This is a genomic window from Neptuniibacter sp. QD37_11, assembly GCF_047778105.1.
Classification (GTDB): domain Bacteria; phylum Pseudomonadota; class Gammaproteobacteria; order Pseudomonadales; family Balneatricaceae; genus Neptuniibacter.
This window is the reverse complement of the sequence record NZ_CP180554.1, coordinates 767,426-792,441: the sequence shown is the minus strand read 5'-3', so window position 1 is coordinate 792,441 and position 25,016 is coordinate 767,426. Positions and strand designations below refer to the sequence as shown.

Genomic DNA, 25,016 nt, shown 5'->3' with positions numbered 1-25,016 from the left:
GATGCTTGTGGCACCCAAAGGTGCCACAGAGGAATTACAGAGCGAAGCCATCAAAGTCGTTTTCATCAACTTCATTATCGATCTGGCCGACCAAGTAAGAGCTGATTTCAGTTTCTTGTGGGGCAACCTGAACGTTGTCACTTTGCAGCCAACCGTTCATCCAAGGCAGTGGATTCTTACGCTCAGGGTACGGTTTTTTCATGCCCAATGCGCCCATCCTTACGTTGGTGATGTACTCAACATAATCGCACAGGATTTGCTCGTTAAGGCCAATCATAGAACCGTCCTTAAACAAGTATTTTGCCCATGCTTTTTCCTGCTCAGCTGCATCAAAAAAGATTTTTGTAAATTCTTCTTCGTTTTCTTTCCATATTTCTGCACACTCAGGATCGTCTACGCCGCTGCGCCAGAGATTACAAATATGCTGTGTGCCTGTCAGGTGAAGTGCCTCATCACGCGCAATTAGCTTAATGATCTTTGCATTACCTTCCATCAAGCTACGCTCAGCGAACGAGAATGAGCATGCGAAACTCACATAGAAGCGTACTGCTTCCAGTGCATTAACTGAGACCATGGTCTTCATCGCACACTTCTTCAGATTACGCAGCGTGCAATCTTTCTCTTCACCGTTAATAGTGTGAACGCCCTCACCAATCGCTTGATATAACTGAGTAAGCTCAATGAATTCATCATATTCACTCGTTACGGCAGACGCACGCTCTTGGATTTCAGGCACATTTACGATGTTATCAAAGACCTCTGATGGGTCATTAAAAATATTACGCAAAATGTGTGTGTATGAACGACTATGGATAGTCTCACTGAAGGACCATGTTTCCAGCCATGTTTCGAGTTCTGGAATGGATACAACAGGCAGGAATGCGATATTCGGCGAACGCCCCTGAACAGAATCCAAAAGGGTTTGATATTTCAAGTTGCTGACAAAAATATGTTTTTCATGCTCTGGCAACGCTTGGAACTGAATTCGATCGGTAGATAAATCTACCTCTTCCGGGCGCCAGAAAAAACTTAATTGCTTTTCAATCAGTTTTTCAAAAAGTGGGTGCTTCTGTTGATCATAGCGCGCAACATTAACACTATTCCCGAAGAACATAGGCTCTAGGCGAGCATCATTCGCTTCAGGTCTAAAGGTTTGGTAAGCCATATTGGTGTACCTATTTCTGAGTTTTTATTCGCATACTATTTAGTATAACACTTATTAAATACTCAGAAAACACCCTTATTCGAGTTTGTTCTCGTCATTAAGCTCAAACATGCCATAGCCTGACGACCAAACGCCTTTTAGCTTTAGCTTTGCTACTTCTTCAGCTTTTGCGTAACTTCTAGCATCTTTTTCATGCAGCTGGTTTGTGCGGTCATACTTAAACAGTCCTTCGAAAATAACACCATGCGCATAGTCAATATCACCTATCAGCAGCATGCATTCCGGGATTTGCATCTGCTCATTCTTTCCTATGCAGATTAGCTCCACTGGTGCATCATCGAGTACATACTTCGAGAATGCTAGTGATGCGGCCCTATACTTCTTTACGTCAGCTTCTCTTAGGCCTGCAATATGCATCTCGAACTGCCCTCGGTCCTTGTGGTAGTAACCGGGACCAGAGATACCCTCTAAACGCCTATATTCGTCATTATAGCGTGGGTCATCTCGACGCTCCTTGTAATCCTTTATCTGAACCTTTATGTGATCACCAGCGCGCACGGACTCCACTTCGCCCTCAATAATTAGCGGGTTACTGTAACTCACTACGGCGCCATTATCGCTGGGTAACTTGTAATTAAAATCCGCCGCAACGGCAAAAGTACTGCTGCAAGCAATTGCTGCAACAAGTGATTTTAGGATTTTTTTACTTTTACACATGGATACGCTCTGGTCTGGTTTTTGTTATTAGTGTTATAATAATAGTGTTATACCAAATAATTAGGCCATATACAAACATGCGCATAAAAGTTTCAGTTACACAAGGCTTATTGAGCAAGGATGCTGATGATAACGTTCATTTTACCTGCGCTGTATCGCAGGTTCTTGAACCTGATCAGAATGGCCTCATCCGTGAGGGTAAGGAGGTTACAATCTCCGGTGTCCACCCCAATGTGAATGTGGGTGATGAATTTATTGTGCGTGGCAATCCGATTGATCATGATGGGGTTGTAAGTGTAATTGCAGACTCCATTAGCTCGCCAGATTTTTGTAGGGCACACACTTTAGCGTACCTCAAAGCTAGAATTAAAGACCATGTAAGCACCCCTGTTATTCAATACCTCTACGATCTCTATGAAGAAGATACCATTCACCAGCTAATTACCAAACCTCAAGATATTGCGATTAATAACGATATCCATCCAACAACCATGAATCACATCGCTGACCTACTTAAAAAGGACAGCTTGTTTCGAGAAAGCTTTAACTACCTAACCAATTTGGGCATTGACGACTCAAAGCGCGACTCCGTCCTTGAATTTTTTGGGGAGAAGGCACACGGCGTTGTATCTGGCTCCCCATACAGACTCACTGAGGTAAAAGGGTTTAATATTAAAAACATTGACCCTATCGCCAAGAAGCTGGGATTTTCAGAGTCCAGCCGCCTAAGACTTCACGCCGCATTTAATACTGCTCTGGAACGTGAGTCCGGATCAGGCAATACGCTATTTCCGGTAAACTCTCTTGCAGGCCGGATATCCCGTGGAGCACAGATTTCTTATGAAGATGTTCAGCGCTTTATCCAAGAAGAGAAAATCGAAAAAAAACAGGTTCGACAACGGAAAATGGAAGACGGCCGTCTTGCCATATGCCTTAAAGAGGACTTTGTTCGCGAGCAGGAAATTGGACAACGCTTAGCTAAGCTTCAATTTAGTCCATTTCCCCAAAAAAATACTCACTTTAATTTTGATGGGGTTAAACTCGATGACACACAAAAAGGGGGTGTTGTCCGCTGTGCAGAATCGAAAATTAGCATATTAACCGGAGGGCCCGGTACCGGTAAGACCACGGTACTTGATCAGGTTCTTGAATCATTAAGACCTGAGGTAAATGCGGGTCGCAAAATTTTATGCTCCGCTCCCACAGGCAAGGCAGTTGGCCGAATAAAAGAGCAAATCCAATCTCGACTCGATGAAGGTATAATATCACAGATAGGCACCATCCATGCTCTACTCAAATACACACCTGAAACTGGCTTTCAGCATAATGAGAACAATCCTTTGGATGTAGATACATTTGTGATTGACGAACACAGCATGGTCGATACAGAACTGTTTCTATCTCTACTTAGAGCCTTACCTCAGCACTGTAGACTTATTATGCTTGGAGATATTGATCAATTGCCTTCTGTTGGCCCGGGCCAAGTTCTAAAGGATCTCATTGACTCCAAGATGATCGAATATACTAAACTTGAGAAGTGCTATCGCCTAGATGAGAATGGTCGTGCGATACGTAACGCTCGTGCAATTATAAATGGTCAGGATGATAAAGTCATAGATTACGGCATTAATGACAAGGGTGACTATCACTTTGTACATACTCCTGATGATACAGAAAATATTATTCAGGAAATTAAAAGACTTCTTTTAAATACCTTGCCAGAAAAGGGAATTGACCTTAAGAATACTCAGGTTCTAGCCCCCATGCTTTCTAAAGGACCCGGTGTTTATAAATTAAATGAGGCACTTAAACCTATTTTTAATCCCTCTTCACTGAGATCTAAAGACTTTATTAAAAAATTTAGCAACACCTTTCATGTGGGTGATCGCGTCATGCAAACTCAAAACAATTCGAAGCTAGGTATCTTTAACGGTGACATTGGCCACATTACTGAAATCAACAAAGCCCGAAAATCGGTGTCCGTTCAGTTTGATGACAAGAATATCACAATCTCCTATAAAGAATTGAATGACCTAACACTTGCGTATGCAATGACAACTCACAAATCCCAAGGGTCTGAGTTTGAGGCTGTAATCATGCCTATTTCATCATCTCATGCCAACATGAATACACCAAACCTAGTTTACACAGGAATTACTCGCGGCAAAAAACAGGTATTTATGGTAGGTAGCCGCGCTGCTCTAAAAGATGCTATCGAGAACACCAAAAATCGTGTCAGAACCACCTCATTGAAAGACTCCATTGTGCACTTTTTTGGCGTGATGGCTCGGCGATTAGAAACCCAATATCAACACGCCGTTTAATTGCCTGAATATTGATCTAATTTCCGTTTTGTTTTAATATAACAGAAAAAAATAAAACGGAAATTATCATGTTTTTAGAAATCTGCATGATCCTTGCGGGCTTGGCACTTTTAATTATTTTCGCAGACAAATTTGTTGAAGGCGCCGCCAGTATTGCTCATCATCACAATGTTCCAATTGTTGTGATAGGCTTTATTATCGTTGGCCTTGGCACTTCCCTCCCTGAAATGTTTGTTGCTGCGTCCAGCTCCCTTGATGGCGTTCCAAGCCTCGCTGTTGGCAATGCGCTGGGGTCAAATATTGCCAATATTGCCTTAATATTGAGCGTAACCGCCTTAATTAGCCCGATTGCAATTAGCCAACATTCTTTAAAGTTTCAGGTTCCGCTATTACTTGGAGCAACAGTCATAGCAGGCACTGTACTTCATGATGGCAAACTTTCCTTCTGGGAAGGATTTTCACTGATATCTGCAATGTCATTTGTATTGTTTGCGCTTTCTTACGTTATTCCTAAGCTTCAGGCAAATGCAGATGCAGTTCAAGACATTATGAATGATTCTGGCTTAGACATTCCCGAAGAGTTCAGCCAGACGTCGTCATGGATGAACCTTATCCTAGGTGGCATATTTCTCTTTGTCGGCTCCAAACTTCTTGTTACTGGATCAACTGATGTAGCATTGGAATTCGGTATAGAAGAGTCTATTATCGGCTTAACCATAATAGCTATCGGTACATCACTACCCGAGCTAAGCGCATCTGTTGCCGCTGCAGTTAAGGGCAAACACGACCTAATTATTGGCAATGTCTTAGGCTCCAACGTATTCAACACCCTGATGGTTTTGGGTATCCCGGGTTTACTAGTGCCTGCTCAAGCCCTTCCAGACTCCATTATGTCACGCGACCTGCCTTGGATGGTTGGCATCACCCTACTTTTGGTTGGTATTGGCTTCTTCTGCTATAAGCGTGGAACAAAGCTTAACCGCAGCTGGGCAATGCTTTTAGGTGCCTTATTTGTCACCTATATGTCTATTCTAGCTATTGATGTCCTCAACACCGGTGCTGCAGCCTAATTTTCAGGCTTAGCCCTATCTAGCCACCCATTATGAGTAAATAGTGAAAACTGTGTACAAATGCGAGTGAGCGAGTTCCAGCCCAGCAATAGCTGGGCTTTTTTATGTATATTCTCACTAGCAAACTTTTCCTGTTCTACTATTGCCGCTACGCGGCGGTTTAACAGGGTGGTAGTCCGATTCTGAATACACAGTACACGAAATACCCTATATTTCTGGTAGTGCTTTAGGTATGAAAAAGGCCACTAAAAGTGGCCTAAATACTAATTATACACAGTCCAAAGAGCTATATATATAACATCTAGGGTGGCTAGTTTCTCACAAGCCAGCGGTCTTAATTAAATCGCTCATCCTGCCCAACTCTACTTCCAATTGGGCATAAAAAACCAGCGCAAGCGCTGGTTTTTTCACAAATTATGTTGCTACAGGAGACCCATCTCCAATGCCACAACTCCAAAGCCCAATCCTGTTGCGAGTACTAAACTCATGCCCACAAATACCTTAACTACAGTATTGGATGATGCCAGCTGCTTGTTGCGAGTTGATAACATTTTTTTAGTGTTAGCAAGCTGCTTCTGCGATTTATTGAATGAAGCCGCCAACTGTTTATTGCTACCATGAAGCTTATTGTATGCGGCGTAATACTTGTTCAACTTGTCCATAATAGCATCCAGCTTCTCAGCTTCAATCACACGGACACTATCACTAATTTCGCCACCCATTAGTGCTACCAAACGCTGCTCAAGACCTTCCATACCAACTTGCATATTTTGAATCATTGAATTCTTCTCAGTTAGCTGTGAAGAAAGCTCTAAGGTAGCTTGGGTCATCTGCTCTTTTTCTATCTGCAGCGACTCCACACGACCTAAATACTGAGAGACAGTCTCGTTTAACAGATCTACCTTACCAAGGACGTCATTGTACTCTTCAGCTTTAACAAAATTATCAGAGTTGTAATACGCTAGCGCATTATCCACAATTTCTTGTTTCGCCTTCAATTCCGCCTCATGCGCATAAGTTATTGTTGAAACTGTGCCCTGATGTTCCTGAACTAAGACTTCAACTTTGCGATCATATTCAGTTGCGAGAACATTTTTTTGCTCAGCAAGCGCCATTGTAACTGCTTGCTCAAGTTCCTTTTTGCTTTTCGCCTCAGCTTCTGTTTTAGCTTCAGCTACCGCAATGGTCATCCGTGTTGATAATGACGACTCTAGCTGTTTTACCGCTTCGTTATGCTGTTTTTTTACTGAAGACATCTCAGAAACATAACCATTTTTAAGCGCGGCAATTTCACTCTCATGACTTTCCGCAAGTACTGACATCTCAGTGCCATACTTATCTTTTAGAGTGTTGATTTCTGCATTGTGGGCGATAGACATCTCTTCACGCACTTGCGTGCGGACACTGCCAATTTGACCTTTTAGCTCACTAACTTCTTTAGTTAGACAAATATTACCCTCTTGCAGAACAGTATTTTCCTGCATGTATTGGCGATTTTCAGATACCAGTTCATCATTTTTTTCAGAGAGTTGAGCAATTTTTGTTTCTGACTGCTGTTTTAGGACATTATCTTTATATAAGTGATACTCCTGTGCATTGAGCGGCTCACGGCCCATGACCTTGGTTACGTCGTTAAACTGACGCACTACCTCTTTTGGGTCATCTGTAGCGATCTCGAACTCCTTTTTCACTCGGGTAGCCAACGCTTCCTCATACCACTCATCCCACGCTATCCCAAGACCACCATCACATTCAGGAGTGGTAACAAAATCACCCAAGGTTTTATGCCCTAGTAGTGATGCTAACGACTTGTCTACGATCGGTGTTTCAGCATTTTCAGCATGCTTTACATCAAAGCCATTAATGCCTGCTTTCTCAAGAACCACCTGAGCCCTTATCGACCAAGGCAGGATTTTATATGTTTTTTTGAGCGTGGATAGCTCTGGCTGATGGATGCTCATCGCCTGAAGATCAGGAGCAGTAGACACAGTAGTCACCTATAGTTAGTATTATTTTTCGTTATAGTATATGAAGAAATAAAAAAACTCAACTTTTTTGCCACTTTATACGTTAGGTTAATTTGACTCCTTGGGATTTATTATTATAATTGTAAATATTGATAATGGAGATTTTAGTGGACATAGCAACCAGCACGCTACAACAGTATTTTGGCCACTCATCTTTCAGAGATGGGCAAGAAGCCTCTATTTCCGCCTGCCTCAATAAACAGGATGCTTTAACCATCCTGCAGACCGGCAGCGGTAAATCTATTTGCTATCAAATCCCCGCTCTGATCAACGAGGGCGTTACTATTGTCGTAAGTCCACTGATCGCTTTAATGAAGGATCAGGTCGATGCCTTACGCCACAAAGGCATTTCCGCAGCGTACTTGAACTCTACAATTTCACCCGCTGAATCTATGAACATACTTCAGCGCTACATTGAGGGATCACTTAAGCTTCTTTATGTATCACCTGAAAGGTTTGCTAATGACCAATTCTGGCAGGCGTCCCTTCGCGCACCACTTTACAACATAGTCGTTGACGAATCCCACTGTATTTCCCTATGGGGTCATGACTTCCGGCTGCATTATTCTGCGTTAGGTAATTACATCAGAGAGCTTGAACAGCAGCGGAATCAAAGAATCACCGTCTCAGCCTTTACTGCGACGGCCACACCGGATGTGCAGGCTGATATTGTTGAGCAGCTGAAGTTAAACGACCCGGAACTTATCGTTCAATTGTCTGCGCGGGACAATATTGAATACCATTGTATACACTCGGAAGACAAGAACGCTGACATCCTTAATACGCTACGAGGGACTCTTAAAGGCCCTACGATCATATATTGCAACACCATTAAGGAAGTAGAGTCCGTATTCACCTTCTTGCGCAAAGAAGGCGTTGAATGCACCTATTACCACGGCAAGCTTTCTTCGGCCGACAAGGTTCGCAACCAAGAAGCCTTTGTGCAGTCTGATACGCTAACCCTAATCGCGACTAAAGCCTTTGGGATGGGCATTGATAAGTCCAATATTCGCACTGTTATTCATGCTAGCATGCCTGACAGCCTCGAAAACTACTCCCAAGAATCGGGAAGGGCCGGGCGTGATGGAAAACCATCTAAAGCATTCCTGATTTACAGTAAGAAAGATCGATTTACCCATCAATTCTTCATCGACAACAAATATCCGTCTCTGGACCAGCTAGAAGCGATTAAGTTCTTTGTATGCACTCAATACCTAGATATGCAGCCGGGGTTCACTCTCAAAGAGATTGCAGCCGTCTCCCCATATGACCTCAATCCAATGCAAGTTAAGCAGATTTTAGGCGTTCTTGAACATAGCGGTGCAATAGCAGTCAGCTATTTTGACAATCCAGATGTACCTACTATTGAAGTCCTTAACCCAAGCGCACATGTTGATGATGAGAAATTCCGCATTCGTCGACGTGTTGCCGCTGAAAACCTTAATATTATGGAGCAATACTGCAGGTCCAAACTATGCAGAAAACGTAGTATGCAGAAGCACTTTGGTGATAATTCTGCTCCACTTAACTGCCACGCATGTGATAATTGCTTCCGCAAAAACCTTGAGAATGAAGGCATTACAGAAGAAATACCGGTCAGTTTTTTTGCGTCTGTTCTCAATAATTTAATACTTCTCCCACAACCTGCCAAAAAGCAGAACGTAATTGGTGTGTCACTGGGCATTGAAAACCCACTCTTAAATCACCTAGGACTAACCTCAAACTCTGCATTTGGAAATTTACGCGGCACAGACAAGCCAAAATTTTTACGAGCGTTTGTTTACCTTCAAAAGCATGGATTAATTACGATCAATAATGATGACCTTAAGTTAACCAAGCGTGGTTCAGATTGGCTTATGAAACCGGGCAAGCTTTCTGGAAGCAATTCCCGTCCTCAAACAACCAACACCACTAAAAAGATCATTAAGCCTCAGGAATGCAATGAGACAATCCACTTCATTAATGACGGCCTAAAGCTGCTGAGACGTAAGGCTGCGAAAATATTACGCAAAGGTGAGTTTTTAGTACTTTCCAATCTTGAGATCAGGAAGATCGCCACATCGCAACCAACCTCCCTCGAAGAACTGTCTGCGCATGGCATTAAATCACAGGTAGTCCAGTGTGTCGGCAACGAGATTCTTGACCTCATCTCACAGGCAAAAGAAAAGGCCGCATAGTGTTATATAGAGTATATATAACACTATGCAGCCTAATTGCATCCAATATTTACTAAAACAACTACTCCACTTCCTCTGCATGCTCCAGCTGCAGAAATGTTTCAACCGTTAAGTAAAGCTTTTGGCCCTCATCATCGCGTATAACCACAGGCGCAGTAATGGCCAAAGGATCAACCCCAAGCAAGGTACCTCGTTTAGACGCGCTTATAACGACAGTGCAACCGACAGAGACCTCTTCTAGCCCCATAGATTTACTTAGCGCCTCAAATGTATCAGCTAGGAGTTGATCATGACTTACATCATGTAGGATAGGCATAAGCATAAGAATATCCCCTTTGCGAACAAACGGGATATCCTCAACTTCGTAACCATATTTTAGGCAGGTTTTCCGAACCTCTTCGACAAGCTTATTATCTAGACCACTCATGCAATTCGTTCATAACTCAATAGCGGTTCCAGTGAATAATGATGGTAATCTGCAGGCATAACCTCAACCACACGCTCATCCAATTGACCATCCGGACGTACGCGGGATATGCGGGCAAATGAGTCACATACTTCAAGCACGTAGTAGTAAACAACACGTTCACCCACCTGTCTGGATACATATGAGTACTGCGACCATTTATCAAACATAACTCACCTCCTATTAATTATTATTATAATTAATTAGTCGGTTTAGTCAAGTCATATTGGCTGCTGGCCTTTGGATCTAAACGCCGGAATGTTATTTTAGAGACGTAATCATTAATACGATTCTTCCAATAAGACGACAGGTCGTCCAGACAAGTATACTTCACATTCAGAAGCGATATTTTTTCTAACTCAATTTCCGCCATCTCGTAGTAGGTGCCCAGATCACCAGTAAAGCTACATACTCGAATTTCTGCTTGATACTTATCAACAGGCGCAATGCCATCACGCATCAACTGTTCGTTGATCAGGTCATTACCCATCTGAGGTGTAAGGAATTCCTCACCATGCTCAAACGTCACTTTATGCGTGATCTCACCATGCTTAAGGCCATCAGGGTCAATCAAATGATGCCGCTGCTCGATCTTTACCCCTTCATGCATCACATCACGGTTTACATTAAACTCCATATGCAGCGCACGCTGAATCCGATTCTCAAGGTAGAAATCAATCAATCCGAAATCAACATCTTTGGCTTGCGCATATCTTGCAGCCTTTACGAGCTCAGTTATTTCACGAACAGATAGCTTATCTAAACGATCCTGACTCTCATAGTTCAAGTCCTCGCCTACCAACACCGAGTAAGCAGGCTTGCCCGGAATATCATGAGCGCATACAACACCTGCAGAGACAGCAAACATTACAGCAGCCAAAGAATTTAATACCTTATTTTTACGCACCGGACACTTTCTCCTCTAGAATACCACGCATAGCCGTAACACACTCATATGTTCCGAGACTCATCATCTCTTTAACCTGAGAGGCTGGCTTGCCGAAAATGCGGCTGATCGCGGTAATGTTGCGATAGATCTTCACTTCGCCCTCGTCATTTTCTTCACGTAGGCACGCAAAGCAAACTCGTGGATTTACAGTACCATCAGTGGGTAAAGTCATTGCATCAATGAATACACCTTCTTCAAACATTGACTGATTCATAAGAGACAAAAGAACCGGATGTGCATCAACACCCGGTTCATTTAGTACTTCTTCAGCGGAAACAAATGATGATCCCTCGCCGTTAAATGCCATCAAATCAGAGGCAAAACTAAATTCACCCATCTCAAGGGATGCTGTAAATTTATTGACTGGCTTTTCTGGCTTTTCTGGAACCATTTCATCAACAGGAATTGACTTCAAATAATCCAAAGCAGCACGATAGGAATCTTGATTCATCATTTGTTATATCCTTTTTATATTGAATGCTGACAATTAATATAAGGCTTATTAATTAAATGTCAACATCAATATTCGCTTTTTTACATCAATCCGCCACCTGCCAGTTTCAGGATAGGCATTACAGTCTGTCCGAAGAGAACCGCACCAGCCGCAATCAAGAACAACATCGCAACTGCCTGCAAAACAGGAGCAAGCGTCGAGACTCGCTGTCCGTATAATGCGCGGTACTGATATGAGAGGGCCTCAAGCGTCCTAGCGATTTGTTCTCGGTCCTCCGATGTTGACAGTGCGGCTTTATCGGTGGGGTGCAGTGTTTTCATCGCCATCGCCCATGGTTTACCAACTTTCACCGCACCAGTGGCTGCCATCAAGTCATCTTTAAGAGCCCCTTTGGGTGCTGAATCTGCAGATAACTTCAAGGCAGCCTCCATACTCACCCCCGAATGAGCAAGCATAGCCAAACCGTATAAGACCGTGTAGTTATTCTTAGCCAGTGCCAAATCTTTATAAAATGGAATCTTAAGAATAAGTTTATCAGCCAATCTGGCATTAATTTTCTTACCAAGGTTACCTAGTAGCCATAAAGATACGAGCACTGTTAATACCACAATCGCTGCAATCTCCAGATAGTCACCCAGTATTAATGCCCAACCCACTTTCATGTCATCACCACCGATCTTCACAAGGTCGGAATCCATGATCATAGGCCCGAAATACATCGTAGTACCGAATACAATACCTACAGCGGATAGTATCCCTGCAATACCTGACCAGATACCTTTACCGCTCTCACGCTTAATGCGCTCCATTTCAACTTCAAATTCGGCCGCATTTTTCAGTGCCTTGCCGGTATCACCACCTTTAGAACCCGCCTGTACCAGAGCAACGACGTTGGAAGGGAAATAGCTGTCACCCATTCGACCCATAGCTTGTCCAATATCGTCGCCATTTTCGATCAGCTTCAGCATGCGACCAGCTGTTTTCTTTACTGCACCAGCAAATGTTTGCTCCATGAGCGCCAATGCTTCACCCGCACCAACCTTAGACTCCTGCATCGCGCCAAGGCGTTGCAGGAAGATCTGTCGATCTGCGGGACTGAGTGGAGAATCAACATTGAAACGATTAACCTTTTTACAGCTAATGACTTGGCCGTACTTACGGCCCGCACGACGTGCGGCCTGTAAGTCCAGCGCTTCAATTTCACGCTCTTCGGTTCCCTTTCGTGTTTTAACTACGATGCGAAATGTTTTCATTATTCAGACACCTCACCAACAGTAAAAGGCTCGTCACCTTCCCGGTATCCCTTACTCTCACATAACCGCGTCGCCTCAGGCCCAAAGACTCGCTCAAATTCTTTGTAGTCTGTATCCCCATTGATGTATTTTCCGTACGCATCCTCAACCATAGTGGGCCAGTGTACATCATCACTCGTTAGAAGCCCCATCACCTCATTAATACTTTCAAAATAATGGCATTCAGAAACGATGGTTCGAGCATGATAACCACTACCAAAGCATTTCTTACATTTGGACTGTTCTTCTTTCGGCAAATCCATGCATGTTGGGCAACGCACACGCATCAATCGCTGAGCCAACACCGAACGCACGACACTCTTCAATTCATGCGGGTCGATCTCCAAATCTCGTAGACGGTTTACAGCACCATGGATTGAACCTGTATGCAAAGTTCCTAACACCAAGTGACCTGTTTCAGCCGCTTTAATTGCGTTTCGTGCGGTCTCTGGGTCTCGGATCTCACCTACGAGGATGATGTCTGGATCACTCCTCATAAATGCCCTCACAGCCCTAGAGAAATCAAGGCCTACAGCATGATTGATATTTACCTGTGCAACGTAAGGAATACGATATTCGACAGGATCTTCCGCGGAGAAAATAGCCTTTTCAAAACGGTCCAATTCTCGAATCGATGCGTTCAGCGTTGTTGTCTTCCCTGAACCCGTTGGTCCACATACAAGACAAATGCCATGAGAGTTCTGAACCCCTTTACGCCATTGTTCAAGTCGAGTGATGCCCAAATCATCCATCTTGTGTTGCGATTTGGCGGGATCAAGAATACGTATTACGATGACCTCACCGTCATTCGTTGGTACCGTAGCAACACGCATATCTACAAGGCGGCCATTGTATTCGATAGAGAAACCGCCATCCTGTGGTACTCGGCGTTCTGCCAAATCCATACGAGAGCGGTCTTTGATTCGTGACGCAAGCATCATGAATTCTTCCATATCACCCTCATGGTCAATGCGTCGAACACCAAGATATCGGTACATAACACTGTAAGATTCTCGGCGCGGACCAATATGAATATCCGAAGCACCCATAGAAATACCTTTTCGGATAATCTGCTCCATTACCGAGGCATCACTATCATGGATGGTAGACAGCTTCTCGGAATAGGAAAAGATCTTATCCGGATTGGCTGGAACAAAGGTCAATTCTTGCTTTGGGAAATAATCACGCAGTAGTTCTTCCGCAAGGGACTGCCGACATAAGCAAGCCACATAAACCTTCTTTACTGTCTGTGCTGTAAACATGATCTTGTATTCGATCAACATTTCAGCTGGTATATGTGGAATAACGATTTCTTCATCTACTACTGCCTGATCATCTAGCTCAAGCAGTGCCTGAATTAGGATGTCTTGGTTCAAAAAACCATTTTTTACCAAAACAGAGCCGATAGTATCACCCGTGATGGCACACTCTCGCTCGGCCGCGTCGAGGGCATTTGGACGAACAATATCTTCTTTTATTAAATATTCTTTTAATAATATATCGCGATTTTGGACACTACTCATTAATTACAGCTCCAGTTACTCTGGTTGAAAATCTTATAGTTATTATCTAGGGCTTCTGATGTACCAGTGTTTGGGCTTGCAACGGAGGTAAAGATCGTACCCTGCCAGCATTGATTACCATTTATCACCGCCCCCGTACCGAAGATGAATGTGGCGCCACGATCATCAATCGTGGTAACCGGTCGATCTGATGGAGATGCGCTGCCTATCAGAGAGCCATTGTTTGCACTAAACCTTGCCTGATCATCAAGAATTACTGCATATGGCATAGGCACATTCGATACCAGATCAGTATTATTTAATTCCACATTCCCTTGCGTATAGAGGATAGTTTCGCCATCAGCATTAGCCGTTAGGAATGAATCGCGCAGCACTGCAGATGAAGAAGAATCCAAACTCAATAGACTCAATGGCTTAATAGCACCTCCGGAAGACAATACTGTTAGACTATCCGCGTAGATCTGACTTCCATCAATCGCAAGGATTAATGGAATTGTCGCGTCCGTTGCCATAGTTAAGGTTACAGATTCTGCTGAGTTGATTTTACTGCCATCCAATGAAAAGACTGCGGTATTGGCCGCATCACCATTCATATTCACATTAAAGCCTTTAAAATCAATCTCACTATCTACAGCATTTACCGTATTGACACTGTGTGCCGTGCCGTTGAAAGTGGCAGTACCCTCGAACACAAGTCGTGACTTCTCGATAGACAGCTCATTTAAGGTCACGTTATCAAGAATCACTTCAGAATTTTTAGCTGAAACCGTTAAGTCATCATCAAACGACAAGTCTCTGAATGTAACCTTCAGATTCTCAAAACTCAGCGTTTCTTGCGCACCAGCGGCAGGCACATCAATAACGGTACCCGCTCTTGTTTCACCCACAAACACAATTTCCTTCATTGTGGATGATTGCGGAATAGCTAACTCCAAGTCTGTTACTAAATAAGGCTCAACCCTATCTGTCAATTTTACATATACACGATCATACTGTGCTGAATCCCAGCTATTTAGGGCATTGTTTAGTGGATCTGTCAGGCCATACTCAGAGTGAAAATCAACCACCTCAACACCGCCAGATGTAAGTCCTGTCGAGTTCTCTTTAGTGATTGCACGAACAACCGCAGCACCTGTACTGTCTTTAAAGCGCTCACCGTTGTAAATAACGTTAGAGCAATCAGGGATGGTGCTCGTGTTGGGCATTGGTGACATAATAAAAGCAATAACACCCTTGCTTTGCGCACTTACATCGACAGGCACGTCCGACTTCCAAACGTAGTCTCGGCCACTCTGTGCAATGGTTTCGATATCATATGTCTCTGTAGCATTTAACTGCACTGTGCCATTAGCAGATAACGTAGTAACCTCACCATAAGGGCAATACACCAATGGGTGACCCCAAGCATTCTTTACATTTGCATTAAGATAAGAAGGCAATTTCTGCGCAACAATATCTTCAGTGGGCAGACCTTCATCGACAACATAATCCTCTCCCAAAGGAGGGCTTAAGTACTGATTAGGCCCATGCCGAATCGTATTCTGGGTAATTAGGTTTTCCCATTGATCAAGAATCAGATGCTCATCAGCAGTCTTAACCGTTTTACGTGTAACATCAGTGATTGATAACAATGTATAGCCCGCAAAACCTGCCATACCAATTATAAATACACCTAGTATCATCAAGTAAATCATTAGAAACCCTTATTTAGTAATATAATATGTTGCTTTAAGGGCAACCGGAAAGGATGGTGAAGCGATAGGACTGGTATTGTCCCCGCAGGCATCACTTAAAGAAAAGACAGTCTCACCCAAATTACTTCTCATACGATCTAGAGCCATAAACACACTTTCATTAACACTTCCATCAAAGCAGAAGTAGTTCTTATTTGATTCATCGTATGTAACTGTCATGCCCTGCGGCAACTTAGGCTCATCAATCAACGCTGTAGTCATATCTGTCAATGTGTCAGGAGGAACTTCATGAAGATTTTCATACATGCGGTAGCCACTAGTCAGCTGAGTGATAGCATTACTGAACTGAGACTCATGCTCGTAAGAAGCCATCTTGTCATAGTTAAAATAGCCCGAACCCGCCACTACAAACATAGAGAAGACAGCTAAGGCTATTATAACGATAATTAACTGAAACATCAGACACCCCCTTTACGCAGTAGTTTGATCCACGGAATCTGAACTTGCAGGGGCTTCTTTAGCTTTTGTATTGGCGCCTTTTAGGATTTTTTTCTCGATATGATTATGAACGCGCTTAGCAGGGTTATAGTATGCTAGAAATACCGCAAGAACGCCTACAGCCAATATAACCCACGTCAAAATACTCTCAAGGCCATCTGTATGCACTAGATATGCACCATAACCAAGGGAAGCCGCAGCGCCAATCCAGTCAACAACATTCATTTTGCCAGAACGCACCAGATCTGACACTTTCATTACAAGTGCTTTCATAAGAACCTCTAGGGTATTTTTATAGTTATTTTGCGTTATTATAACACTTTTTAACTAAATTGGAAGATGCCTGCAACGTAAAAAAGGAGGCATAAAGCCTCCCTTTAAGCTTCTTTCAAATTATAGTTTGTAGAAGAAAGCGTTGCTGTCAGTCAGAGTCGCACCAGCACCATCTACATCTACTACGCAAGAGTAAACAGATGAAGAGTGGTCAGTTGCGCCTGCGCCAGCACCGCCCTGTTTCTGCGCTTCAGCACATACTTCGTCAGACAGGTTAGCCTGAACATCAGCGATTACCAACACTTTAGCAGTGTCAGCTGTACCAGCGCCATCCATGTCGAAAGTATCTTCGATAGCCCAAGAACCTGTTGGAGGAGTTGGCATTGCAGATAGGTAGCCTTCAGTTACCAGATCACCGATCGTAGACGCTTCAGTCATAGTTGCACCACCGTGGTCTACAGCGTATAGCGTGTGAGCCGCAGCGATCTGCTGACCTTGGTTAGCTAGCGTAGAAGCTTGTGCAGCAGCAGAACCTTTAGAGAACGCATCACCACCGTAGTAAAGTGTAGCACCTGCAAGAGCAACAACTAGAGCGATAGCGATGATAGAGATAATTAGTGAGAACATGTTTTAATACCTTATGTTATTTTTATTGTGTGTAGAGCAAAGGATAAAAACCCTTTTAATAATTACCCGCGGTAGCTAGTAAAAGAATTCTTAAGTAAGAGGGTCAAAGACCCTCTTACACAACTTACTTCCGATTACAGCTTGTAGAAGAAAGCGTTGTTGTCAGCTAGAGTCGCACCAGCACCATCTACATCTACTACGCAAGAGTAAACAGATGAAGAGTGGTCAGTTGCGCCTGCGCCAGCACCGCCCTGTTTCTGCGCTTCAGCACATACTTCGTCAGACAGGTTAGCCTGAACATCAGCGATTACCAATACTTTAGCAGTGTCAGCTGTACCAGTACCATCCATGTCGAAAGTATCTTCGATAGCCCAAGAACCTGTTGGAGGAGTTGGCATTGCAGATAGGTAGCCTTCAGTTACCAGATCACCGATCGTAGACGCTTCAGTCATAGTTGCACCACCGTGGTCTACAGCGTATAGCGTGTGAGCCGCAGCGATCTGCTGACCTTGGTTAGCTAGCGTAGAAGCTTGTGCAGCAGCAGAACCTTTAGAGAACGCATCACCACCGTAGTAAAGTGTAGCACCTGCAAGAGCAACAACTAGAGCGATAGCGATGATAGAGATAATTAGTGAGAACATGTTTTAATACCTTATGTTATTTTTATTGTGTGTAGAGCAAAGGATAAAAACCCTTTTAATAATTACCCGCGGTAGCTAGTAAAAGAATTCTTAAGTAAGAGGGTCAAAGACCCTCTTACACAACTTACTTCCGATTACAGCTTGTAGAAGAAAGCGTTGTTGTCAGCTAGAGTCGCACCAGCACCATCTACATCTACTACGCAAGAGTAAACAGATGAAGAGTGGTCAGTTGCGCCTGCGCCAGCACCGCCCTGTTTCTGCGCTTCAGCACATACTTCGTCAGACAGGTTAGCCTGAACATCAGCGATTACCAACACCTTAGCAGTGTCAGCTGTACCAGCACCATCCATGTCGAAAGTATCTTCGATAGCCCAAGAACCTGTTGGAGGAGTTGGCATTGCAGATAGGTAGCCTTCAGTTACCAGATCACCGATTGTAGACGCTTCAGTCATAGTTGCACCACCGTGGTCTACAGCGTATAGCGTGTGAGCCGCAGCGATCTGCTGACCTTGGTTAGCTAGCGTAGAAGCTTGTGCAGCAGCAGAACCTTTAGAGAACGCGTCACCACCGTAGTAAAGTGTAGCACCTGCAAGAGCAACAACTAGAGCGATAGCGATGATAGAGATAATTAGTGAGAACATGCTTTAATACCTTATTTTATTTTTATTGTTATTTCCCGCTAGGGAGTGATTGAAATACTATAACGGTTATTATTATATTTCAACCACTTTTTGAATCTTTTCTTATTTTTTTGAATCAGGGTTCAAAACTGGCACGTATTTCATGGTCAAAACGCCGCCCACATAAGGGTTTCCGTTTTCATTTTCACATTTTGTACCAAGGCAGAACTTCTTCATCTCAAAGCCTTTACACTCACTTAAGAGGTAGCTGGTCTTATATATATTCTCCTTATAGTTTTGAATTCCTGAAAACTTCACTACGAATTCATCTTTCTTAGGGTCGTCCACAAACGACATAGACAGTCGGTTAGCCACCTTACGGCACTCATTATATTCAGCCTTCTTTACAATGTTTGGGTCTTCCGTTTGTACCGGATACAAAAGAAAGTATGCACCAAGCCCTAAGCCTACCAAGCCTGCAATAAACGTGAAGGCCCCTGTTAGCGATTTAAAAAACTTTGTTAGAAAATTCACCTTACTTCTTCCTCACTTACTTGGTCTACTGTGTCTTCGCGGTATTTTTAGGCTTGAAGGCCGTATCTGCTTTAGCTTTCCTTGTGACATCAATCTCATCTGGAAGCTCAGCACCTTCTAGCGCAAACGTCATTTCTTCAGGTGTGTCAGCAACATTCGGCTCCATGCCCGATTCAGGCCCTTTCACCTCGTGTTCCGCTGCTTCTTCTGGCTCTATACCCATAAAGTCATCATTCTTCAGTTCCATCAGCTCTTCAGTTTCCCTAATAAGCTCTTCTTCTGGATCTGACATCACCTCACTTTCAATACGCTCTTCCAGTCGGCCTGTATCAAATGTCCATGCGCCATTTTCATATTTCATAGCCACAACATATTCATGCTCACTGGTTGAATATTTAATGAGCTCAGAAATTTGATTGAGCGGCGTATCCTTGCCAAACACCTTGCGCTCGACAACCTCCTTCTTATCTATAACAAGGTACTTCGCAACCGCACCGCCCGTAGCAAACAGTGCGCCGATAACACCAAATACTATGCCAAACACCATAAACCCATAGCCGCCATTTACCATAGGCTTTAGGCTGTCCTTGTACTGAATGCTCGCTGATGGAGCCAGTCCTTCATCTTGTGGCGCATTATCCGGCAAGAGGTAGCATACAATGCCATTATCCTTGCGGACAACCTTAACCCAACGGTCAGCGGTAGGGATGATAAATTCGGACTCATCTGTATCTTTAAGGGCTTTAATAAGTGATTTAATAATTCCTTTGCCTGCACCACCCTCATGAACCTCATAAAGAAATCCACCACCAAACTTAACCATGCCATATTTGACAATGCGCAAGGAATCAAACTTCTCCTCAGCTAAGCCACGGACATAAGCGTCCAAATCGCTTTTCTTCATATTGGACATGTGGCCAATGTAGAGGTTTTGTGGCAAGTCATCGATATGCTCTAAATTAACCGCCTCATCGGCTGAAAAAACCACATCCTCCACTGTCGCTTCAGGCGACTTGTCCTCTTTTTTCTTAAAAATACCCACTTACTTCTCCTTAAAATCGTAAACAACTACGGTTGGACGTAACAGAATGAACATGGCATTTACACTTCGCTTAGCATTCTTATTTGCAATTTTCTGGTCTTCCACATAAGCGATACTGGTTCGGTTATCAGAGACGGTTTCAAATGTCAGCCCCCCAATAATCGCTGACTCACCTGCTTCTGTTCGCACTACACTAGTCAGCTTCTGCTGCTGAGTGTTTGGGCGCGTAATCGTACCGAGACCACTACCTGCAGAAACCTCAGTAAAGCCAAGCAGGCTGGATAGATCCAAAGAGACATCCATCGTCACAAGCTCATTTTCATGATCGAAATACGGCTCAATACTGAAATTCAGACCCACTTCGACATCTTCAATTTCAGCACTACCCGTTACCGCACCATCTGAAGATGTTGCACCAACACTCTTCGTATATGGCACTTTCTGGTTTGAATTTATATCTACAGATTTGCCAGACAGTGTTTTAAGCAATAGAGATTGGGTCGTTGTAGTTTTACCATAGTTACTCAGAAAGTTGATTGCCCCAGCAAATGAGAAGTCACCTTTTAAGGCCTTAAAAGCAAGAGCGCTTGACCCTAATGTGCCGTAGGCCACGATATCCGACAGTGAATTACCTAGCTCACTCGCAGTTTCATCATTCTTTAATGCAAGCGCACCCATCTTGGCATTCAATGAACCCCAATCAAAGCCTGTGTTGCGATTCTTATCAATGCCTACCGTCACAATTGCAGTCTGGATGTTGATCGTTGCGATATTCTTAACTGCGCGCTCTAAGAAATGAGAAATACGTTTCTGTGCAGATCCTGTAGCCTTGTAGGTTATTACACCTGCAATTTGGCTTGCAAAGACTTCTTCAGCGCCCAGTTCAGTTACCGTCTCTTTAAGATCATCCAAAATATCCGAATTTTGGATGGCCTGAATCATATAAGAGGAATTACGCTCAATAGATAGAATATTTCCATCATTCCAATTAAATGATACGTCGTAATTAACCGCAAAAGCCTTTAGTAGGTCACCCAGTGTACCACTGTATGCAGAGATGTCGATCTCAGTGCTTCGAAGCTCCTCTTCTGGAATTATCGTCGCAATATCAATCTCATTTAGGAACGCAGAAAGGTGATTGAGCGTCACACCGTCTGTGAAGGTCGTATCCACATAAGTGTTAAGTATCTCCTCTGGAATTGGAGTTGGCCCCTTGAGAACAATTGATCGCTTCAACTTACGAACACTGGTAGCAGGCAGCTCAGCTTTCCACTCATTGTTGATTTTGTCGGTAATCTCTTGTCGTGTCTCTATGGTATCCACCTTAGGTATATTACCTGAGCAGCCCGTAAGAACCATAGCAGCGGCCAACGCCGCACCCAATACTGTTTTCTTTAAAATCATGTTACCTTAGCCCCTCCGGTAGTTGATCAATCAGCTGCTTCAGCTGCTCATCATCTGGAGCGGCCTCTTTAGTTTCCTTGTAGATATAAACCTTTTTATTGGTGTTATAATAAATCTCTTTACCGTTAATTGTTCCAATCAACGTTGCACCAATAATGTCATTGTCATACATCTGATCCATCATACCCATATCTGGACCATAACCCGGGCCAATGCCCTGATCAGCCGTTTCTACATCTCGCTTAGCTTCAAACGGATTAATATCTGCCACTACAGGCACGGAAAATGACACCATGATTGCAGCAAGTAATGCACGTTTCATTTACTGCCCCTCAAGGTTTGAAATTTTTGTTATACGGTCAACAACCTGCTTAAGAAGCTCGCACTTACGGTCATTGAACATATCGCTATGCTCACGGCCGTTTATCGTATACATGTAACAGTCAGTACTGGTAATTACGAACTCTGGGATACCCTTAAGCTTAGGAATTCCGCGTATCTGACGTACAGTGCCGCCAGATACACCATTCTCTCTAAAGAACGCCTCAGGGTATATGCTAACAATCTCTGTACTGCCAAACTTACCCAGATCCGTATTCCTTAAAACATCCATATACGGACCATTAGAATCAAGGACGCAGAACGTTAAATCCGGCCCTAAATGCTGCTGGTTGGTAAGCAGTCTGGAGAGTTTAGTAGACATGTTGACCTTTTTATTTTAGTTTTCCTGAATAGTATAACAGTAATTAATTAATGTCTATACCTTGGTTGACCTATACGTAATCAACTTCACCATCAAACTGTTCAATCATGAATGCTACCAGTTCACGCACTTCCATCGTGAAGAAATTGAACTCAAAATCATACTGGTCCATGAAGTCCTGCAGATCCGCCTCATGCTTTGCATCCATAAACTTCACATATTTAAGGCCCTTGAATGTAAAGGCGTCAGTAAAGGTGAACATGACTGTCTCATCGAATTCAAACTGAGCATCCTTAATAACCTTATCTGCACACAGATAATCAGTAATACCCTCATCACCCATATCCTGCTTGTTATATTTTATGGTTCCACTATCTTCCATGTTTTTCAATGAGCACTTATCGCCCCAAAGCAATCGATCCGGGATAGCCTCATCCTTCTGCCATCGACCCATCTCTGTACTAACAGACATGTTTACCTGAATAGGGAACGCCTTAAAGTCTTCTGCACCTACCGTATTCCGGAAGGATTCTATAAATTTATCTGCATTCTTTGAGGATGTTGCTTCAACCACTACCATTTTATTCTGATAATCAATGTAGCCAAAGATACGCGAAGGCTTGCATGGCGCGGTTGGCAGCATCTCCTGAATAATCTCATCCTTAATATCCTGCTTTTCTTTCTTACCAATTTTGTTTCCACGCTCCTTCTCCAGCTTGCGAACGCGATTACTAAGCTCTTCTTTTACGATTGCAGGAATAATCACCTTATCTTCGGTCTTCAGGCACATCAGTGCTCGGCCTGCAATTTCAAAAACAATCATCTCATGGTCGTCAACGATAGGTGAGACCCACCCACTCGACGTTTCATCCAATCGACCACATGGCTGAAAGGCTTTAGCTTTCAGCTTATCACTCAGGTCTTTTACTTCATCAGTAGCCAGTCGGTATACGATTGCATTTTTAAATAACATCTTCAGTCCTTATATTTCTATTTTCTTTTATTAGATCAATTGTTGGTTTATCGAAATTGGTACCTGATATGAGCCCATGGTCATCTGCAGTGAGGAGTAAATATTTACAGATAATGTCATCATCGCGCATTAACGCCCTTTCAGCCTCAAGCCACCGATGAGCTACAACAAAGCAAGAAGTGAAGTTGTCCCCTTCTGTCCAAAAGAGCGTTGGTGAAAACTTACCGGACAACATCCATTCACGTACAAACTCATTACTCTGCAGCTCTTTTGTTGAGAAATTCTCAAAGTATGCCTCCGTAAAAGCACACGCCAATTCAAACGCTGAATGCAGGCCTTTATCTAAATTTATGGATTTAACACCACTCATTTGACCGCATTCCTTGAATCATTAAGTCAATTTCATCAAAAGAGACATATTCTTCTTTCTCTTCCGTAGGGCTTACTGGTAGATCCTCTTCAATATCGCCCCTAAGGTAAGCAATTGCAGCCTCATGGTAATATTTTGAAAACTGTCGCTTGGAAGCCCCTTCATCCGTCATGTGAAGAAGCCTAGAACAAGGCTTTTGCCTTCTTAATGCCCGCTCAAACCCAGACACGCCACCTAGAGGGAGATGCAATCTTGACCATGCATTTTCTAAACTGACGACCTCAACCCCTTTGAGCGTTGAGAGGTAGCGCACCTCCAAATCAACTAGAGAGCAAATACTCTGACCCGCTAACCTTCTTTGCATATCTGCAGTGACGCTTTCTAAAACATTCAGGTTTACATCTAGCGCTTCTAACGCATCCACCCATACTTCCACTTTATCAATCTCAGGAGGGCGGTACCCCAGTCGCGCATGCTCTTTTTGCAAGAACGCACGCAAAATAAGCGTAGTTTGAACACGCCGCTTACCCGTTGATAACTCAATAAACTCAGCGGTTGAAGGTGGGTATTTCCATTGTTTAACATGCGCCTTAAGTATCTGAAGTGCTTCAATACAGCCTTCATCACTTACATCAGCTGCTTTTAACTCCGACTCCCAATACTTTATTGTATTCAGGTTTACTGCATTGTCATCACTAAACCATAACCTACCATACATGGCAGAGAATTCCGGAAACAATCGCGTGCGAACAAATGCTGTCATACTGCCTCCACAGGCGCGCACAAACTACCCAAATGCTCTGCTTTTTTATTTTCCTTTTCCATCCAGCGAAGCAATAGCTGAAATGTATGTACTGCAGATCTACGGGATGTGACATTTTTGATCAAATATGCGTAAACATCCTTCATGACTACATCCGCATCGATAAGTGTAAATTTCGCACCAAAGGACGCCACCTGATCAGCTCCAATGCTTAGAACTTCACCGCACGACATGAAACGATTTGTTGGGAAAAACCCATTGTATTCAACTGGCAGGACACGCTCAGTCATACACGATGTAGAAACTCGACCACAATCTATCATCAAGGAACTGTCCGTAATCTCCTCAATCTCTGCTTCCTTAATCTGCTCCTTAAGGAATGGGCTAGAGAGCACCTCATCCATAGCCTCAAAACAATACTCAGATCTCAGAAGGTAAGGGCTTGAGTGACATACCGACTCTACCCACTCATCAAGCGTGGCAATATCAGTGTTGACCGCTTTTGATAACTCTATCTTACAAATCTGGCTTTTAAATCCAGATTCTGACATCCATAGCTCATCCAGAATATATGACACTGCCAGCTCTGCAGCTAGCGGGTAATCCAAGCTCTGCGTAACCGAACGTATCAATTCGGGGCTTCGAGTGTAAGCAGCATTTTTATTCATTTTCTTATAACACTAAATAATTCAAGCGCAAGTTTATATCAA

The 25,016-nt window shown here is 43.4% G+C and carries 27 protein-coding genes; 3 read left to right on the top strand and 24 right to left on the bottom strand.

What is annotated here, in order from left to right:
- Positions 1 to 34 precede the first annotated feature (34 nt).
- Together nrdB and ACMXYT_RS22525 are read right to left on the bottom strand one after the other, a co-directional pair.
- Positions 35 to 1,165 carry a class Ia ribonucleoside-diphosphate reductase subunit beta gene (gene nrdB, locus ACMXYT_RS22530; RefSeq protein WP_415912660.1) on the bottom strand — a complete coding sequence of 377 codons (1,131 nt, stop codon included), beginning with the start codon at positions 1,163 to 1,165 and terminating at the stop codon, positions 35 to 37.
- 75 nt (positions 1,166 to 1,240) lie between these two features.
- Positions 1,241 to 1,882 carry a hypothetical protein gene (locus ACMXYT_RS22525; RefSeq protein ID WP_415912659.1) on the bottom strand — a complete coding sequence of 214 codons (642 nt, stop codon included), beginning with the start codon at positions 1,880 to 1,882 and terminating at the stop codon, positions 1,241 to 1,243.
- A gap of 77 nt (positions 1,883 to 1,959) precedes the next feature.
- Between ACMXYT_RS22525 and ACMXYT_RS22520 the strand changes: the two genes are divergently transcribed.
- Positions 1,960 to 4,206, top strand: a complete 2,247-nt coding sequence (locus tag ACMXYT_RS22520; RefSeq protein ID WP_415912658.1) for an AAA family ATPase — start codon at positions 1,960 to 1,962, stop codon at positions 4,204 to 4,206.
- A gap of 68 nt (positions 4,207 to 4,274) precedes the next feature.
- The gene (locus ACMXYT_RS22515) at positions 4,275 to 5,276 is read left to right on the top strand and encodes a calcium/sodium antiporter (RefSeq protein ID WP_415912657.1); all 1,002 of its coding nucleotides are present in this window, start codon (positions 4,275 to 4,277) and stop codon (positions 5,274 to 5,276) included.
- Between the two features lie 422 nt (positions 5,277 to 5,698).
- Here ACMXYT_RS22515 and ACMXYT_RS22510 read toward each other — a convergent pair whose 3' ends face one another.
- Complete coding sequence (locus tag ACMXYT_RS22510; protein WP_415912656.1) at positions 5,699 to 7,264, bottom strand: hypothetical protein; 1,566 nt, start codon at positions 7,262 to 7,264, stop codon at positions 5,699 to 5,701.
- 146 nt (positions 7,265 to 7,410) lie between these two features.
- Between ACMXYT_RS22510 and ACMXYT_RS22505 the strand changes: the two genes are divergently transcribed.
- A complete protein-coding gene (locus ACMXYT_RS22505) occupies positions 7,411 to 9,480 on the top strand; it encodes a RecQ family ATP-dependent DNA helicase (protein WP_415912655.1) in 2,070 nt (689 codons plus the stop codon).
- Between the two features lie 61 nt (positions 9,481 to 9,541).
- Here the strand turns inward: ACMXYT_RS22505 and ACMXYT_RS22500 are convergent, their stop codons facing one another.
- The 21 genes from ACMXYT_RS22500 to ACMXYT_RS22400 all read right to left on the bottom strand — a co-directional run bounded on the left by ACMXYT_RS22500 (position 9,542) and on the right by ACMXYT_RS22400 (position 24,974).
- Positions 9,542 to 9,907: a hypothetical protein gene (locus ACMXYT_RS22500; RefSeq protein ID WP_415912654.1), complete on the bottom strand. Its 366-nt coding sequence runs from the start codon at positions 9,905 to 9,907 to the stop codon at positions 9,542 to 9,544.
- Positions 9,904 to 10,116, bottom strand: a complete 213-nt coding sequence (locus ACMXYT_RS22495; protein WP_415912653.1) for a hypothetical protein — start codon at positions 10,114 to 10,116, stop codon at positions 9,904 to 9,906. Before ACMXYT_RS22495 ends, ACMXYT_RS22500 begins: the two co-directional genes overlap by 4 nt.
- Before the next feature lie 29 nt (positions 10,117 to 10,145).
- Positions 10,146 to 10,853 (bottom strand): hypothetical protein, encoded by a 708-nt coding sequence (locus tag ACMXYT_RS22490; RefSeq protein ID WP_415912652.1) that lies wholly within the window; start codon positions 10,851 to 10,853, stop codon positions 10,146 to 10,148.
- The gene (locus ACMXYT_RS22485) at positions 10,846 to 11,349 is read right to left on the bottom strand and encodes a hypothetical protein (protein WP_415912651.1); all 504 of its coding nucleotides are present in this window, start codon (positions 11,347 to 11,349) and stop codon (positions 10,846 to 10,848) included. The genes ACMXYT_RS22490 and ACMXYT_RS22485 overlap by 8 nt, the downstream gene beginning before the upstream one ends.
- Positions 11,350 to 11,429: 80 nt before the next feature.
- On the bottom strand, positions 11,430 to 12,602 hold the full coding sequence (locus ACMXYT_RS22480) for a type II secretion system F family protein (RefSeq protein ID WP_415912650.1): 1,173 nt from the start codon (positions 12,600 to 12,602) through the stop codon (positions 11,430 to 11,432).
- Positions 12,602 to 14,164, bottom strand: coding sequence for a GspE/PulE family protein (locus tag ACMXYT_RS22475; RefSeq protein WP_415912649.1), 1,563 nt, complete (start codon positions 14,162 to 14,164; stop codon positions 12,602 to 12,604). The genes ACMXYT_RS22480 and ACMXYT_RS22475 overlap by 1 nt, the downstream gene beginning before the upstream one ends.
- On the bottom strand, positions 14,164 to 15,858 hold the full coding sequence (locus ACMXYT_RS22470) for a hypothetical protein (RefSeq protein ID WP_415912648.1): 1,695 nt from the start codon (positions 15,856 to 15,858) through the stop codon (positions 14,164 to 14,166). The genes ACMXYT_RS22475 and ACMXYT_RS22470 overlap by 1 nt, the downstream gene beginning before the upstream one ends.
- Before the next feature lie 9 nt (positions 15,859 to 15,867).
- On the bottom strand, positions 15,868 to 16,272 hold the full coding sequence (locus ACMXYT_RS22465; RefSeq protein ID WP_415912647.1) for a hypothetical protein: 405 nt from the start codon (positions 16,270 to 16,272) through the stop codon (positions 15,868 to 15,870).
- 57 nt (positions 16,273 to 16,329) lie between these two features.
- On the bottom strand, positions 16,330 to 16,629 hold the full coding sequence (locus tag ACMXYT_RS22460) for a hypothetical protein (RefSeq protein ID WP_415912646.1): 300 nt from the start codon (positions 16,627 to 16,629) through the stop codon (positions 16,330 to 16,332).
- Between the two features lie 120 nt (positions 16,630 to 16,749).
- The gene (locus ACMXYT_RS22455) at positions 16,750 to 17,256 is read right to left on the bottom strand and encodes a hypothetical protein (protein ID WP_415912645.1); all 507 of its coding nucleotides are present in this window, start codon (positions 17,254 to 17,256) and stop codon (positions 16,750 to 16,752) included.
- Between the two features lie 134 nt (positions 17,257 to 17,390).
- The gene (locus ACMXYT_RS22450) at positions 17,391 to 17,897 is read right to left on the bottom strand and encodes a hypothetical protein (RefSeq protein WP_415912644.1); all 507 of its coding nucleotides are present in this window, start codon (positions 17,895 to 17,897) and stop codon (positions 17,391 to 17,393) included.
- 134 nt (positions 17,898 to 18,031) lie between these two features.
- On the bottom strand, positions 18,032 to 18,538 hold the full coding sequence (locus ACMXYT_RS22445) for a hypothetical protein (RefSeq protein ID WP_415912643.1): 507 nt from the start codon (positions 18,536 to 18,538) through the stop codon (positions 18,032 to 18,034).
- 102 nt (positions 18,539 to 18,640) lie between these two features.
- Entirely contained in the window at positions 18,641 to 19,051 is a 411-nt protein-coding gene (locus tag ACMXYT_RS22440; RefSeq protein WP_415912642.1) for a hypothetical protein, read from the bottom strand.
- 25 nt (positions 19,052 to 19,076) lie between these two features.
- The gene (locus tag ACMXYT_RS22435) at positions 19,077 to 20,093 is read right to left on the bottom strand and encodes a hypothetical protein (protein WP_415912641.1); all 1,017 of its coding nucleotides are present in this window, start codon (positions 20,091 to 20,093) and stop codon (positions 19,077 to 19,079) included.
- The gene (locus ACMXYT_RS22430; RefSeq protein ID WP_415912640.1) at positions 20,094 to 21,497 is read right to left on the bottom strand and encodes a type II secretion system protein GspD; all 1,404 of its coding nucleotides are present in this window, start codon (positions 21,495 to 21,497) and stop codon (positions 20,094 to 20,096) included. It abuts the gene before it with no gap.
- A gap of 1 nt (position 21,498) precedes the next feature.
- Positions 21,499 to 21,819, bottom strand: coding sequence for a hypothetical protein (locus tag ACMXYT_RS22425; RefSeq protein WP_415912639.1), 321 nt, complete (start codon positions 21,817 to 21,819; stop codon positions 21,499 to 21,501).
- Positions 21,820 to 22,200 (bottom strand): hypothetical protein, encoded by a 381-nt coding sequence (locus ACMXYT_RS22420; RefSeq protein WP_415912638.1) that lies wholly within the window; start codon positions 22,198 to 22,200, stop codon positions 21,820 to 21,822.
- A 70-nt stretch (positions 22,201 to 22,270) separates the two neighbouring features.
- Positions 22,271 to 23,173, bottom strand: a complete 903-nt coding sequence (locus ACMXYT_RS22415; RefSeq protein WP_415912637.1) for a recombination-associated protein RdgC — start codon at positions 23,171 to 23,173, stop codon at positions 22,271 to 22,273.
- Complete coding sequence (locus ACMXYT_RS22410; RefSeq protein ID WP_415912636.1) at positions 23,163 to 23,543, bottom strand: hypothetical protein; 381 nt, start codon at positions 23,541 to 23,543, stop codon at positions 23,163 to 23,165. The genes ACMXYT_RS22415 and ACMXYT_RS22410 overlap by 11 nt, the downstream gene beginning before the upstream one ends.
- Entirely contained in the window at positions 23,530 to 24,306 is a 777-nt protein-coding gene (locus tag ACMXYT_RS22405) for a hypothetical protein (protein WP_415912635.1), read from the bottom strand. The genes ACMXYT_RS22410 and ACMXYT_RS22405 overlap by 14 nt, the downstream gene beginning before the upstream one ends.
- Positions 24,303 to 24,974, bottom strand: coding sequence for a hypothetical protein (locus ACMXYT_RS22400; protein WP_415912634.1), 672 nt, complete (start codon positions 24,972 to 24,974; stop codon positions 24,303 to 24,305). The genes ACMXYT_RS22405 and ACMXYT_RS22400 overlap by 4 nt, the downstream gene beginning before the upstream one ends.
- Positions 24,975 to 25,016 lie beyond the last annotated feature (42 nt).